The sequence below is a fragment of the Coprococcus sp. RTP21204st1_G4_RTP21204_210225 genome (assembly GCF_040915385.1).
GTDB classification, from domain to species: domain Bacteria; phylum Bacillota; class Clostridia; order Lachnospirales; family Lachnospiraceae; genus Allocoprococcus; species Allocoprococcus comes.
Window position 1 is genome coordinate 232,392 of the sequence record NZ_JBCPDP010000002.1, and the last position, 14,085, is coordinate 246,476.

At 46.9% G+C, this 14,085-nt stretch carries 19 protein-coding genes; all 19 read left to right on the forward strand.

The features are described from left to right. Positions 1 to 18 precede the first annotated feature (18 nt). The 19 genes from spoIIIAA (at position 19) to argR (ending at position 14,082) form a co-directional block, all read left to right on the forward strand. Positions 19 to 936, forward strand: a complete 918-nt coding sequence (gene spoIIIAA / locus AB5213_RS02815) for a stage III sporulation protein AA (RefSeq protein WP_008369292.1) — start codon at positions 19 to 21, stop codon at positions 934 to 936. Next, entirely contained in the window at positions 927 to 1,445 is a 519-nt protein-coding gene (locus AB5213_RS02820; protein ID WP_022220255.1) for a stage III sporulation protein AB, read from the forward strand. Before spoIIIAA ends, AB5213_RS02820 begins: the two co-directional genes overlap by 10 nt. A 13-nt stretch (positions 1,446 to 1,458) precedes the next feature. Beyond that, positions 1,459 to 1,653, forward strand: a complete 195-nt coding sequence (gene spoIIIAC, locus AB5213_RS02825) for a stage III sporulation protein AC (RefSeq protein ID WP_008369289.1) — start codon at positions 1,459 to 1,461, stop codon at positions 1,651 to 1,653. Positions 1,654 to 1,665: 12 nt separating this feature from the next. Beyond that, positions 1,666 to 2,052: a SpoIIIAC/SpoIIIAD family protein gene (locus AB5213_RS02830; RefSeq protein ID WP_008369287.1), complete on the forward strand. Its 387-nt coding sequence runs from the start codon at positions 1,666 to 1,668 to the stop codon at positions 2,050 to 2,052. Between the two features lie 12 nt (positions 2,053 to 2,064). Further along, positions 2,065 to 3,279, forward strand: a complete 1,215-nt coding sequence (locus AB5213_RS02835; protein WP_055155879.1) for a stage III sporulation protein AE — start codon at positions 2,065 to 2,067, stop codon at positions 3,277 to 3,279. Between the two features lie 10 nt (positions 3,280 to 3,289). Then, positions 3,290 to 3,559, forward strand: coding sequence for a stage III sporulation protein AF (locus AB5213_RS02840; protein WP_055155880.1), 270 nt, complete (start codon positions 3,290 to 3,292; stop codon positions 3,557 to 3,559). After that, complete coding sequence (locus AB5213_RS02845) at positions 3,556 to 4,092, forward strand: stage III sporulation protein AG (RefSeq protein WP_215633709.1); 537 nt, start codon at positions 3,556 to 3,558, stop codon at positions 4,090 to 4,092. The genes AB5213_RS02840 and AB5213_RS02845 overlap by 4 nt, the downstream gene beginning before the upstream one ends. A 26-nt stretch (positions 4,093 to 4,118) precedes the next feature. Next, entirely contained in the window at positions 4,119 to 4,754 is a 636-nt protein-coding gene (locus tag AB5213_RS02850; protein WP_117823789.1) for a SpoIIIAH-like family protein, read from the forward strand. Positions 4,755 to 4,822: 68 nt separating this feature from the next. Beyond that, positions 4,823 to 6,415: a peptide chain release factor 3 gene (locus AB5213_RS02855; RefSeq protein ID WP_008369278.1), complete on the forward strand. Its 1,593-nt coding sequence runs from the start codon at positions 4,823 to 4,825 to the stop codon at positions 6,413 to 6,415. Positions 6,416 to 6,477: 62 nt separating this feature from the next. Further along, positions 6,478 to 6,870 carry a hypothetical protein gene (locus tag AB5213_RS02860; protein ID WP_349096254.1) on the forward strand — a complete coding sequence of 131 codons (393 nt, stop codon included), beginning with the start codon at positions 6,478 to 6,480 and terminating at the stop codon, positions 6,868 to 6,870. After that, positions 6,863 to 7,246, forward strand: a complete 384-nt coding sequence (locus tag AB5213_RS02865) for an Asp23/Gls24 family envelope stress response protein (RefSeq protein WP_008369274.1) — start codon at positions 6,863 to 6,865, stop codon at positions 7,244 to 7,246. Before AB5213_RS02860 ends, AB5213_RS02865 begins: the two co-directional genes overlap by 8 nt. A 13-nt stretch (positions 7,247 to 7,259) precedes the next feature. After that, entirely contained in the window at positions 7,260 to 7,652 is a 393-nt protein-coding gene (gene nusB / locus AB5213_RS02870) for a transcription antitermination factor NusB (protein WP_008369272.1), read from the forward strand. A gap of 9 nt (positions 7,653 to 7,661) precedes the next feature. Next, positions 7,662 to 8,927: an exodeoxyribonuclease VII large subunit gene (gene xseA, locus AB5213_RS02875; RefSeq protein WP_368276328.1), complete on the forward strand. Its 1,266-nt coding sequence runs from the start codon at positions 7,662 to 7,664 to the stop codon at positions 8,925 to 8,927. A 4-nt stretch (positions 8,928 to 8,931) separates the two neighbouring features. Further along, positions 8,932 to 9,168, forward strand: a complete 237-nt coding sequence (xseB, locus tag AB5213_RS02880) for an exodeoxyribonuclease VII small subunit (RefSeq protein ID WP_008369268.1) — start codon at positions 8,932 to 8,934, stop codon at positions 9,166 to 9,168. Then, positions 9,158 to 10,048: a polyprenyl synthetase family protein gene (locus tag AB5213_RS02885; RefSeq protein ID WP_215633706.1), complete on the forward strand. Its 891-nt coding sequence runs from the start codon at positions 9,158 to 9,160 to the stop codon at positions 10,046 to 10,048. Before xseB ends, AB5213_RS02885 begins: the two co-directional genes overlap by 11 nt. A gap of 14 nt (positions 10,049 to 10,062) precedes the next feature. Further along, the gene (dxs, locus tag AB5213_RS02890) at positions 10,063 to 11,943 is read left to right on the forward strand and encodes a 1-deoxy-D-xylulose-5-phosphate synthase (RefSeq protein ID WP_215633737.1); all 1,881 of its coding nucleotides are present in this window, start codon (positions 10,063 to 10,065) and stop codon (positions 11,941 to 11,943) included. Between the two features lie 6 nt (positions 11,944 to 11,949). Continuing rightward, positions 11,950 to 12,783 carry a TlyA family RNA methyltransferase gene (locus AB5213_RS02895; RefSeq protein ID WP_215633705.1) on the forward strand — a complete coding sequence of 278 codons (834 nt, stop codon included), beginning with the start codon at positions 11,950 to 11,952 and terminating at the stop codon, positions 12,781 to 12,783. 6 nt (positions 12,784 to 12,789) lie between these two features. After that, on the forward strand, positions 12,790 to 13,626 hold the full coding sequence (locus AB5213_RS02900) for an NAD(+)/NADH kinase (protein WP_055260777.1): 837 nt from the start codon (positions 12,790 to 12,792) through the stop codon (positions 13,624 to 13,626). A 3-nt stretch (positions 13,627 to 13,629) separates the two neighbouring features. Then, positions 13,630 to 14,082 (forward strand): arginine repressor, encoded by a 453-nt coding sequence (gene argR / locus AB5213_RS02905; RefSeq protein WP_008369259.1) that lies wholly within the window; start codon positions 13,630 to 13,632, stop codon positions 14,080 to 14,082. Positions 14,083 to 14,085 lie beyond the last annotated feature (3 nt).

Consider the following 14,085-nt stretch of genomic DNA (forward strand, 5'->3'; position numbering starts at 1 on the left):
TAAAGAGAGGTGGACAAGATGAGAAGAGAAAAGAAAGATCAAATTCTGGCGGTGCTTCCGGAGAAAATCCGAGGGATCCTGTTGAATCATGGACTGGATTTTGAGAAGATCCAGGAGATCCGGCTTCGGGAAGAGCAGCCGCTTGCAGTGAAAAAAGAGGGAAAGGAAGAACTTTTTACCCATCGGGTGACAAAAGAAGAACTGCGTGAAACGATGGAATATGTATCCAATTATTCCCTGTATGCCTATGAAAATGAACTGCGCCAGGGGTTTCTGACGATTGAAGGAGGGCATCGGGTCGGAATTTCCGGGAAAATTATTTCGGAAAAGGAACAGATCCGGAATTTTCAGTATATTACATCGATCAATATCCGAATCTGCCATGAGATTACAGGTTGTGCGAATAAGCTGTTTCCTGTGATCCTTGAAAAAGGAAGACTTTGCCATACCATGATCATTTCCCCACCAGGTGGAGGAAAGACTACACTTTTGCGGGATCTGGTGCGGCAGATTTCGGATGGGAACCGCTGGGTGGAAGGAAGAAATGTGGGTGTGGTGGATGAACGTTCAGAGATTGGAGGATGCTACCGTGGCGTACCACAGAACCAGCTTGGGATGCGGACAGATATTTTGGACAACTGCCCGAAAGCAGAAGGAATGATGATGCTGGTGCGGTCCATGGCGCCGGAGGTGATCGCGGCAGATGAGATCGGGACAGCGAAGGATGTAGAGGCGATCGAGTACGCCATGCACTGTGGGGCAACCATGCTGACGACGGTGCATGGTTCCGGTATGGATGAGATCCGTGAAAAGCCACTGGTCAGCAATCTGGTAAAGGAAAGATGCTTTGCCAGATATGTTGTGATGAAATCCGGGAAACATGTAGGAGAAATTGAAGGGATTTATAACGAACGGGGAGAAAAACTGTGTATCTGAAAATGGTCGGATGCCTGGGAATTGTGGCGGCGACATCCGGCTATGGATACAGCAGGGGAATGGAATATCAAAGGCAGATCACGGATACCGGAGAGCTGCAAAGAGTGATAAGGCAGCTTGCGGGAGAAATGGAGTATACTTATGCACCACTCGCCCAGGTATGCGCTTCTGTTTCCCGAAGATGCAGTCAGAACTACAGGATCTGGTTGGAACATCTGGCAAAAGAATTGGAGATGCCGTCAAGAAGTCTTGCAATAATCTGGGAGAGGTGCTGCGAAAGTGATCTTGAATGTCTGCTCCTTGGCAGGGAGGAAAGGGTACGTCTGCATGAGCTTGGGATGCAGCTTGGCAGCCTGGATAAGAAGCAGGAAACGCAGATTTTCTTGCAGTATGCAGAATTTCTGGAAGAAAAAAGAGGCGGTCTTTTAAAAGAAATTCAGGAAAAACGGAGGCTTTGCAATCTGCTGGGTGTTACAGCAGGGCTTTTCCTGACAATTTTGATTCTGTAAATAGGAGCGAAACATGAGTGTAAATCTGATATTTAAAATTGCGGCAGTCGGGATTCTGGTTTCTGTCCTGGGACAGGTGCTGAAACACAGCGGAAGAGAAGAACAGGCATTTCTCACAAGCCTTGCAGGACTGCTCCTGGTTTTATTCTGGATCCTTCCTTATATTTCAGATCTGTTTGACGATATCAGACGGCTCTTTGCTCTGTAAAGGAGGGAAAAGATGAGTATCCTTAAGGCAGCCTGCATCGGGATTGCAGGAACTTTCCTGGCATTACAATTTCAAAATACCAGAAAAGAGTATGGGATCTATCTGGGGATTGCGGTCAGCATTTTCCTTTTTCTCGGAATGAGCCGGAATCTGTCGGTGATCCGGGAAACTTTGGAATTGGTTGGCAGCTTTGTAAAGATCGATGCGGTATATCTGACGGCAATGCTGAAAATCCTGGGTGTGACCTATCTGGCGGAATTTGCGGCAGCAATCTGCAAGGATGCCGGTTATCAGACGATCGCCGGGCAGATCGAGGTCTTTGCAAGGCTCAGTATACTTGCAATAGGAATGCCGATATTAAAAGCACTGCTTCTTGCAATCCGCGAACTTGGACAGTAAAAGGGAAGAAAAATGAAACATTATTTTCAGAAATATGGCATAGCATGCATGATCGGACTTGTAATCTTCGTACTGATACTGCCGGTACAGGTATTTGCGGCAGGGGAAGATTCCTCTTCGGAAAACAACCGGACAGAAGATAATATGACAGAAACGGATCTGGAAAAAACACAGGAGGAAACAGAGCAGAAAATCTGGGAGCTGACAGAGGTAAAGGATCTGGATACGGCAATCCGAAAACTGTTCCCGGAAGAAAAACTGCATTTTCAGGATCTTGTTGAGTCTGTGATCCGGCAGGATGAGAACCTGTCTGCCGGACAGATCAGAAACTTTGTGACGGATCAGTTTTTCTATGTGCTGAAGGTCAATAAACCGGTGCTCGCATCTATCATTTTTCTGGTGCTGATCGCAGCGGTTTTTTCCAACTTTTCGGAAGTGTTTCAGAACTGCCAGATCTCACAGACCGCCTTTTTTCTGGTATACCTGTCTGTGATTACAGTCGGCATACGGAATTTTCAGGCAGCAGCCGTAGAGGTACAGCATGGACTCGAAAATCTGATCCTCTTTATGCGAGTACTCTGTCCTGTCTACTTTGTCTGTATGGCAGTCGCAGTGGGAAGTATTTCTGCGATCGCATTTTATAATCTGGCGCTTTTCCTGATTTTTCTTGTGGAACTTGTGATTTTGAAATGGATCGTTCCGTTGATCCAGATCGCACTTCTGATGGAAATCTTGAACAATCTGACGGAGGAGGAATTTCTTTCTAAGGCAGCGGAACTTTTGCGACTTGTAATCGGATGGAGTCTGAAAAGTCTGCTTGCCCTGGTGACGGGGATCGGGTTTATCGAGCGGATAATCAGTCCGGCGGCAGATCAGGTGAAAAGGAGTGTCTGGACAAAGGGCGTGGGAATGATTCCAGGAATCGGTGATGTAGTCAGCGGGACAAGCGAAGTCGTGCTTGGAAGTGCGGTCCTTTTAAAAAATGGAGTTGGAATTGCAGGGGCACTGCTTGTAACGGGAGTTGTGATGATCCCGGTCATCAATATGGGAATTCTGACGCTTCTTTACAAAGGAACGGCGGCACTTATCCAGCCGGTGTCTGATAAACGGATCGTGGAGGCCATCAGTTTTACCGGGGAAGGTTATCATATGCTGCTAAAGACGGTGCTTGCGACGGCGGTCCTGTTTCTGGTGACACTTGCAGTTGCGGCATCGGCAGCTTCGTAGGAGGGATAAAATGATACAGCTGGTTTACAGGTGGATGCAGAATCTCGCCGTTTATATGCTTCTTGTAACCGCATTTTTGCAGGCACTTCCAGAGAATAGCTACCGGAAATATGTCCGTTTTTTCTGCGGACTTCTTCTGACAGTTCTGCTTGCCCAGCCGGTTCTGGACCTTATGGGGGAAGCCGGACAGGTAACGGAGCTGTATCGGACGGCGGAGTATGAGCAGATGATAAAAGAGATGGAGTATGCGGCGGATTTGCTCGAAAAGGGCGGTGAATGAAGATGTTTGAAATTCGTAAAATAAAAAAAGACAAGTGGCTGATCATATTGCTTGTCGGACTGCTTCTGGTTGTGATCGCGATGCCTGTTTCCGATATAAAATCAGACCAGACACAGGATGAACAGCAGGTGCAGAAGGCGGAAAATGCATCGGGGGATACTTATACAGATGCACTGGAAACACGGCTGGAAAATGCACTTGCAAAAGTAGAAGGAGTTGGAAATGTAAAGGTGATGATCACTCTGGCTTCTTCCTCGGAAAAGGTAGTGGAAAAGGACCAGGAGATGACAAGTGAGGTGCAGGAAGGGGAGAGCGGAGGAAAAAATACCAGTTCTTCAGAGACGGCAGTTTATGCAAACGGAAATGGAGAAGAAACGCCATATGTGAAACAGGAATTAAGTCCCCGGATAGAAGGTGTTCTCGTAATTGCAGATGGCGGAGATAATGCCATCGTGATTGAAAATATCACAGAGGCTGTGCAGGCATTATTCGGAGTAGACACGCATAAGATAAAAGTAATGAAGCATAACTAAAAAAGAATCTTATAGGAGGAAGGCTAGTGAAAAAAGTATTTAAGAAAAATCAGATTGTGATTGCGGTTCTTGCGGTGATGATCGCTGCGGCAGGATATCTGAACTATTCCGGAAAAATTTTTGGCTCGAAAAACAAAACAGCAGAGACGGGAAGCGAGATGGCAAATAAGGAACTTCTGGATATTTCGGATCAGGACACAGGAAGTGACAGCTCCCTCCAGACAGCGGATAACGATCAGGTGGACGGAAATCCGGGAGAGGCGGTGCTGACAAATGGATCGGTCAGTGCGCTTGTAGCACAGGCAAAAGTGAACCGGGAGCAGGTGCGGGCAAAAAACAAAGAAACCCTGCAGGCGATCATTGATAATGCAGATATCGCAGAAGACCAGAAAGCAGATGCAGTTGCGCAGATGGTGGAGATGACACAGCGCGCCGAACAGGAGGTTGCAATTGAGACTCTGCTTGCCAGCAAAGGCTTTCAGGATGCGGTGGTAAGTCTTACCGAAGAATCCGCAGATGTGGTCGTTGATGTGGCGGATCTGTCGGATGCAAAACGGGCACAGATCGAGGATATTGTCACACGCAAAGCAGAGGTAAATGCTGCAAATGTGGTGATCACACCGATCCATGAAAGTACAAATACGAGTGAATCAGGGGATTGATATTATAGCAAAAATACCATATAATAAGAGTTTGAGTGACATTGAGAAAATAGTAGGAGTAGAATAACATGGCAGATTTTACGAATGAGATAAAGAAAAGAAGAACATTTGCGATCATTTCCCATCCGGATGCAGGTAAGACTACCCTGACAGAGAAGTTTCTGTTATATGGTGGGGCAATCAATCAGGCAGGTTCTGTAAAAGGAAAGGCAACAGCGAAACATGCGGTTTCAGACTGGATGGAGATTGAAAAAGAAAGAGGTATTTCGGTAACATCTTCTGTCCTGCAGTTCCAGTATGACGGTTATTGCATCAATATTCTGGATACACCGGGACATCAGGATTTCTCGGAAGATACTTATCGTACTCTTATGGCGGCCGATTCGGCGGTTATGGTGATCGATGGATCAAAAGGTGTGGAGGCACAGACAAGAAAGTTGTTCAAAGTCTGCGTCATGCGTCATATTCCGATTTTTACATTTATCAATAAAATGGACCGTGAAGCGATGGATACCTTTGAATTACTGGATGATATTGAAAAGGAACTGGGGATCGCTACCTGTCCGATCAACTGGCCGATCGGTTCCGGAAAAGAATTCCGCGGCGTATTTGACCGGAACAGCAGAGAACTGGAGATTTTCTCAGATACCAAGAAAGGAACCTCGATCGGGGAAGTTGAGAAGGTTTCCATCGACAGTGAGGAAGCAAAGAGCATCGTAAGTGAAGCACAGTTCGCACAGCTGGAAGAAGAGATTGAGCTTCTGGACGGAGCGAGTGCGGAATTTGACCAGGAGATGGTCAGCAAAGGAGAACTCTCTCCGGTATTTTTCGGATCAGCTCTGACCAACTTCGGTGTGGAGACCTTTCTTCAGCATTTCCTTAAAATGACGACTTCGCCGCTTCCGAGAATGTCCGACAAAGGATTGATCGATCCGATGAAAGAAGAAGATTTCTCCGCATTTGTGTTTAAGATCCAGGCAAATATGAATAAGGCACACCGGGACAGAATCGCATTTATGCGTATCTGTTCCGGTGAGTTCAAGGCAGGCATGGATGTCTTCCATATCCAGGGAGGCAGGAAAGTCCGTCTGTCACAGCCACAGCAGATGATGGCGAGTGAACGCCACATGATCGATACTGCTTATGGTGGAGACATCATCGGTGTATTTGATCCTGGTATCTTCTCCATTGGGGATACACTGACCAATTCAGCGGAAAAATTTGCATACGAAGGAATTCCGACTTTCGCACCGGAACATTTTGCCAGAGTACGCCAGGTGGATACGATGAAGAGAAAGCAGTTCATCAAGGGAATCAACGAGATCGCGCAGGAAGGCGCGATCCAGATTTTCCAGGAATTCAACACCGGTATGGAAGAGATCATCGTCGGTGTAGTCGGTGTCCTGCAGTTTGATGTATTAAAATACCGTCTGGAAAATGAATATAACGTGGAGATCCGTCTGGAACCACTTCCATATGAACATATCCGCTGGATCGAGAATGAAGAAATCAATATGGACAAGCTGGTCGGCACATCCGATATGAAGAAGATCAAGGACCTGAAAGACAGACCGCTTCTTCTGTTTGTCAACAGCTGGAGCATCCGTATGGTGCTGGAACGAAACGAAGGACTGAAACTTTCCGAATTCGGACGTTCCTAAAAAACTTTCCAATAAGGATCTTTTATGTTACAATGAACGCATAGCGACGAGCGCAGGACTGGGTGGAAAATGATCGGCTGCTTGCAGACGGATCATTTTCAAGCCAGGACTATGTGAGTGCAACGAACATCGAGGAACCGAAAGGTTCCGAGATGAGCGCGAGGAGCGTAAAAAAAACGCAGTACTGGGTGGAAAATGATCGGCTGCTTGCAGGCGAATCATTTTCAAACCAGGACTATGTGAGTGCAACGAACATCGAGGAACCGAAAGGTTCCGAGATGAGCGCGAGGAGCGTAAAAAGAGCGCAGTGCAGGGTGGGAAATGATCGGCTGCATGCAGACGAATCATTTTCAAGCCAGGACTATGTGAGTGCAACGAACATCGAGGAAGCGAAAGGTTCCGAGATGAGCGCGAGGAGCGGAAGAACCGCAGACAGGAGGACTTATAATGAGTAAAGAAGAGAGAAATACCTATAAGATAGAATCAGATGAGAACCTCGGAGAAGTACAGATTGCTGATGAAGTAGTTGCAATTATCGCAGGACTTGCAGCAATGGAGGTAGAGGGGGTATCTTCCATGGCAGGAAATGCAACCAGAGAACTGATCGCAAAGCTTGGAATGAAGAGCCTTTCCAAAGGAGTAAAGGTAGACGTGCTGGAAGGTATCGTTACCGTATCCCTTGCCCTGAACCTCAAATATGGTAGCAGTATCAAAGATACTACTTTAAAGGTACAGGAAAAAGTAAAGGCAGCAATCGAGAATATGACAGGTCTTACCGTTGCAGACGTAAACATTCGTGTTGCAGGTGTGGACATGCCGGAAGAAGAATAATTGGAGAGAGAACATGCGAAGAAGTAAAGTCAGAGAACATATATTTAAAATGCTCTTCAGCATCGGATTTGATGCGGCTGATGCAGACGAACAGATCGAACTGTATCTGGAACAGGTAGAAGAAGCAAGTGAGGAAGAACGCGGATATATGCGCAAAAAGGTCAAAGATATCGCAGCACACGAAGAAGAAATCGATGCGATGATCAATGAACATACAACCGGTTGGAAAACCGGACGTATGAATAAAGTGGATCTTTCTGTTCTTCGTCTTGCCGTATATGAGATGAAGTGGGATGACGAAGTGCCGGTCAAAGTAGCGATCAATGAAGCAGTTGAGCTGGCAAAGAATTTTTCGGGAGATGAGGGACCGGCATTTGTCAACGGTGTACTCGGAAAGCTTGCATAAGAATCAGAAATCATGCGAAATGTATATACTGTAAAACAGGTCAATGCGTACATTAAGAATATGTTTACGCAAGACTTTATGTTGAATCGAATTTATATCAAAGGGGAAGTGTCAAACTGTAAGTACCATACTTCAGGACATCTGTACTTTTCACTGAAAGATGAGTCCGGAACGATTGCCTGTGTTATGTTTGCCGGGCAGCGCAGCGGGCTTTCTTTTCGTATGCAGGAAGGGCAGCAGATAATTGTGCTTGGAAGCGTCAGCGTCTATGAAAGAGATGGCAGATATCAGGTTTATGCAAAGGAGATCGTACTGGATGGTGCGGGACTTCTTTATGAAAAATTTATAAAGCTCAAAAAAGAGCTGGAAGAAATGGGAATGTTTGCGCCGGAATATAAAAAGCCGATTCCGAAATATGTGCGGACAGTTGGTGTTGTAACGGCACCAACTGGAGCGGCAGTGCGCGATATTATCAACATTACCAGGCGGAGAAATCCATATGTGCAGATTCTTCTGTATCCGGCACTGGTACAGGGGGATGGCGCGTCTGAAAGTGTGGTACGGGGAATCCGTGCACTGGAGGAAGCAAAGGTTGATGTGATGATCGTTGGCAGAGGCGGGGGGGCTATTGAAGATCTGTGGGCATTTAACGAGGAAAATGTAGCGCGCGCAGTTTTTGAATGCAGTGTACCGGTTATTTCGGCAGTAGGACATGAGACGGACACGACGATCATAGATTATGTAGCGGATCTTCGTGCACCGACGCCTTCTGCTGCGGCAGAGCTTGCAATCTGTAATTACCGGGAACTTCTGGAAACGATCCGGACAGAACGGGAAAGGATGCACCGAAGTATGAGGAGAAAGCTGGAGATTGCATCACTTCATACAGCGCGGTATGCAGAAAAATTCCGTTACTTAAGTCCGTCAGGGAAACTTAAGTCCATGCGCCAGCAGCTTGCAGACTATGAGGAGCAGATCCCAAAAGCCATGCATCAGCGGTTGGAACAGGAACAGGAGAGGACTCGGAAAGTGCAGGAGATGCTGCCGCTTCTGATGGAGCGGAATCTGCGGGAAAGCCGTCAGCAGCTTGCAATCCGGATCGAACGGATGAAGGGACTTTCTCCGCTTGCCAAGCTGAACCAGGGCTTTTCCTATGTACAGGGATCGGAAGGGACCGTAAAGAAAGTAGCGGATGTAAAAAAAGGAGACTGGCTTCGGATTTATGTGACAGACGGGCAGATCGAGGCACAGGTAACAGATACCAAGAAGGAGTAGGAAAATGGCAGATAAGAAAAACGAGATTGCAGAAGAAATGCCGGAAGAATCTCTGGAAGAGCTTTTTGCAAAGCTGGATCAGGTGGCAAAAGAGCTGGAATCGGGAGATACTTCGCTGGAAGAGTCCTTCGGACTGTATCAGAAGGGTATGGAAATGCTGAAGCTTTGTAATGAGAAGATTGATACAGTAGAGAAAAAAGTGCAGGTGCTGGAAGAGAATGGAGAAATACATGACTTTTAAAGAAGAAATGAAAGAAAGAACAGAAGTGATTGAAAAGCTTCTTGTAAAATATCTGCCGAAAGCAGAAGGTTACCAGAGCCAGATCATGGAGGCGATGGAGTACAGTGTGATGGCAGGCGGAAAGAGACTCCGCCCAATGCTGATGCAGGAGACATACCGCCTTTTCGGAGGAGAAGGAAAAGAAATCGAGCCGTTTATGGCAGCAATGGAGATGATCCATACTTATTCCTTGGTGCACGATGATCTGCCGGCAATGGACAATGACGAGTACCGTAGAGGAAGAAAGACAACGCATATCGTATACGGGGAAGCAATGGGAATTCTTGCCGGGGATGCACTTCTGAACTATGCGTTTGAGACGGCGGTAAAGGCATTTGAAATCGCACCTGAAAAGAGTCTTCTGATTGGAAAAGCTTTAAAAATCCTTGCAGAAAAAGCCGGTATTTACGGGATGATAGGCGGTCAGGTCGTGGATGTGGCTTCCTGCGGTGTGGGACTTGATGAAGGCATGCTGAACTTTATCTATGAACTGAAAACCGGAGCGCTGATCGAAAGTTCGATGATGATCGGGGCACTTCTTGCAGGTGCAGAGGATGCAGAGCTTGAGAAAGTGCAGAAGATCGCATCGGATGTGGGGATTGCTTTCCAGATCCAGGATGACATCCTGGATGTGACAAGTACTACAGAAGAGCTTGGCAAACCGGTCCACAGCGATGAAAAGAATGAAAAAACAACCTATGTTACATTAAAAGGTCTGGAAAAAGCAACCAGAGATGTGGAAGTTATTTCACAGGAAGCACTGGAACTGCTTTCCGGGCTGGACAGAGAAAATACGTATCTGACACAGCTGATACGGGAACTGATACACAGGAAAAAATAAGCGGGGTGGATGAAGTGTATCTGGAGCAGATTCACGAAGCGAATGATATCAAAAAATTAAATGAACGGGAACTGGCAGGGCTTGCAGAAGAAATCCGTACCTTTCTTGTTGAGAAGATCAGCAAGACAGGAGGGCATCTTGCATCCAATCTGGGTGTGGTAGAGCTTACCATGGCAATGCATCTCAGTTTTCAGCTTCCGGAGGATAAGATGATCTGGGATGTAGGGCATCAGTCTTATACGCATAAGATTCTGACCGGAAGGAAAGAAGGATTTGATGGTTTGAGAAAATACGGCGGTATGAGTGGTTTCCCGAAGAGGAAAGAAAGTGACTGTGATGCCTTTGATACCGGTCATAGCTCCACTTCGATTTCGGCCGGACTTGGATATGCCAGAGGGAGGGATATCCTGGGACAGGATTATTCCGTGATCTCTGTTATCGGTGATGGATCACTGACCGGAGGAATGGCTTATGAAGCACTGAATAATGCTGCGGAGATGAAGACGAATTTCATCATCGTACTCAACGATAACCATATGTCTATTTCCAAAAATGTCGGTGGAATGTCCAGTTATCTCGGGGAGCTGCGCACTGCCCAGGCCTATACCGACCTGAAGGATACCGTGGAAAATGTACTTGGCAGTATTCCGTTTGGCGGTGAAAAGATGGTGCGGCATATTAAGCGCACCAAGAGCAGCATCAAGCAGCTTTTGGTTCCGGGAATGTTCTTTGAAGATATGGGAATCAAGTATTTAGGACCGGTGGACGGGCATGACCTGAAGGCGCTGTGCCGTGCGTTTACCGAGGCAAAAAGGGTAAAAGGACCGGTGCTTGTCCATGCCCTGACGAAAAAGGGGAAAGGGTATCTGCCGGCAGAAGAAAACCCTTCCCGTTTCCATGGAACAGGTCCGTTTGATATCCAGACAGGAGAGCCGATTTCCAAAAGTGGAAAGGATTCCTGTACAGATGTGTTTTCCAAGGTTATGCTGGATCTGGCAAAAAAAGATGACAGACTGGTAGCAATCACGGCGGCAATGGAAGACGGTACCGGCCTGGCAGCATTTCACAGATACTATCCGGACCGCTTTTTTGATGTGGGGATCGCAGAGGGACATGGCGTGACCTTTGCGGCAGGACTTGCTGCGGCAGGACTGCATCCGGTATTTGCTGTATATTCTTCGTTTTTACAGAGAGGATTTGACCAGATGATCCATGATGTCTGTCTGCAGAAGCTTCCGGTCGTATTTGCTGTGGACAGGGCAGGACTTGTGGGAAGCGATGGGGAGACTCATCAGGGGATCTTTGATCTTTCTTATCTGTCAATGATTCCGAATATGACCGTCCTTTCTCCGAAAAATAAATGGGAACTGGCGGATATGGTGCGGTTTGCGGTGAGACTTGGAGCACCGGCAGCAGTGCGCTATCCAAGAGGCAGCGCATTTGACGGATTCCGTGAATACAGAGCACCGATCGAGTATGGAAAGAGTGAACCGGTCTATGAAGAAGAGGATATTGCGATCATCAGTGTCGGACATATGTTTGAGCAGGCAGTTCAGGTTCGGAAGCGTTTGAAAGAGATTGGATATAACTGTACCCTGATCAATGCCCGGTTTGTAAAGCCGGTGGATGAGGAGATGCTCCGGAAACTGACGGTGGAACACCGGCTGATCGTGACACTGGAAGAGAATATCCGCAGAGGCGGATTCGGAGAATTTGTGACTGCTTATCTGGCAGGTCTTGAGACAGACGCAGAGGTTCTGAATCTGGCACTGCCGGATGACTATATCGAACACGGAAGTGTAGACCTACTTCGCAGTGAGGTGATGCTGGATATTGAATCCTGCGTGGCCAGGATTATCACTGCATATATAGCAGAAGAGAGCAGGAGGGATTGATAGAGAATGAAAGAACGGTTGGATGTATTACTTGTAAAGAGAAATCTGGCATCCTCCAGAGAAAAGGCAAAAGCGATCATCATGTCCGGCAATGTATTCGTGGACGGGCAGAGAGAGGATAAAGCGGGAACTTCCTTTTCGGAAGAGGTTCAGATCGAAGTCCGTGGACATGCACTTCCGTATGTCAGCCGCGGAGGACTTAAGCTGGAAAAGGCGATGAAAAATTTTGATGTATCCATGGAAGGAAAGGTATGTACCGATGTGGGATCTTCGACAGGAGGATTTACAGACTGCATGCTGCAAAATGGAGCAGTCAAGGTGTTTGCCATCGATGTGGGACATGGTCAGCTGGACTGGAAATTACGTCAGGATGAAAGAGTGGTCTGCATGGAAAAGACCAACATCCGTTATGTACAGCCGGAAGATCTGGGAGAACCGATTGATTTTTCATCGATTGATGTTTCTTTTATTTCGCTGACGAAGGTACTTCTCCCAATCCGCAATTACCTGAAAGAGAACGGAGAGATCGTTGCGTTGATCAAGCCACAGTTTGAAGCCGGACGTGAGAAGGTTGGGAAAAAAGGTGTGGTAAGGGAAAAGAGTACCCATATCGAGGTCATCAAAAAAGTAACCGATTATGCAGTATCGATCGGCTTTGAAGTAGCAGCACTTGAATTTTCACCGATCAAAGGACCGGAAGGGAATATCGAGTATCTGGTACATCTGAAAAAAAGGCCGGAGGAAGAGGCAAGGATTGTGGAGAGCGTAGACATTCGGGGGACTGTCGATGCTGCTTTTGACACACTTGCAAAAAAGGATCCGGCTGAGGAGAAGAAATAAAAAGACATGGAAAAGTTTTACATTATCACGAATGATATGAAGGATGCAAATCGGAAGATCACCGTGAAAATCAAAAAATGCATTGAATCCTACGGGAAGAAATGTTATCTGGAAGAGCAGCCGGAAGAAGGAAATTTTTCAAAGATCAAGATTCCAAAGGATATTGATTGTGTGTTGACGGTAGGCGGAGACGGAACCTTTATCCAGGCATCCAGACGTCTGTTCGGGCGGGATCTTCCGATGCTTGGAATCAATATGGGCACCCTTGGCTATCTGACCGAGGTAGAGGTGCAGAATGTAGAAGAGGCTGTAAAACAGCTCGTAGAGGGCAATTATACGATTGAAGAGAGAATGATGCTGTATGGATCCGCTGCATACCGCAATGTAAGGGATGTGGCACTCAATGATATTGTCATGACAAGATCCGGCAGCATGAAGATTGTTCATTTTAATCTCTATGTTAACGGAGAGTTTCTGAACTCCTATGATGCGGACGGATTGATCGTGTCCACACCAACGGGTTCTACTGCGTACAATCTGTCTGCAGGAGGACCGATCGTGGAGCCGACAGCGTCATTGATCGTTGTGACACCGATCTGCTCGCATGCACTCAATTCCCGCAGTATCGTTTTCGCGGACAAAGATGAGATCGTGATCGAGATTGGTGCAAAACGGGAAAATCAGATCGAGGAAGCAGTGATTGCATATGATGGTGCGGATGAAGTCACGCTTCATACCGGTGACCGGATCCGGATCAAAAAGGCATGGGAGACAGCGAAAATCGTAAAACTCAGCAAAGTGAGCTTTCTGGAAACATTACGTGAAAAGATGAAAGGAAACTAGAAGATGAAAGTAAACCGACATGCCAAAATTGTAGAATTGATCAACAAATATCAGATTGAGACACAGGATGAGCTTGCCGAGTATCTGAATGAAGCGGGATTTAAAGTGACGCAGGCAACGGTATCCAGAGACATCCGCGACTTAAAGCTCACCAAGGTTCCGGCAGAAAACGGCAGGCAGAAATATGCGGTACTCCAGAGTGCACAGAACGGAATGACTGAAAAATATGTGCGCATTTTGCGGGATGGATTCAGCTCTATGGATATGGCTCAGAACATTCTGGTACTGAAAACGGTATCCGGTATGGCGATGGCGGTGGCTGCGGCACTGGATGCGATGAACTGGAATGAGATCGTTGGCTGTATTGCCGGGGATGATACGATCATGTGCGCTGTGCGGACCGTGGATGATACGATTCTACTGATGGAAAAGATCAAGAAACTACTGGAACAATAGACA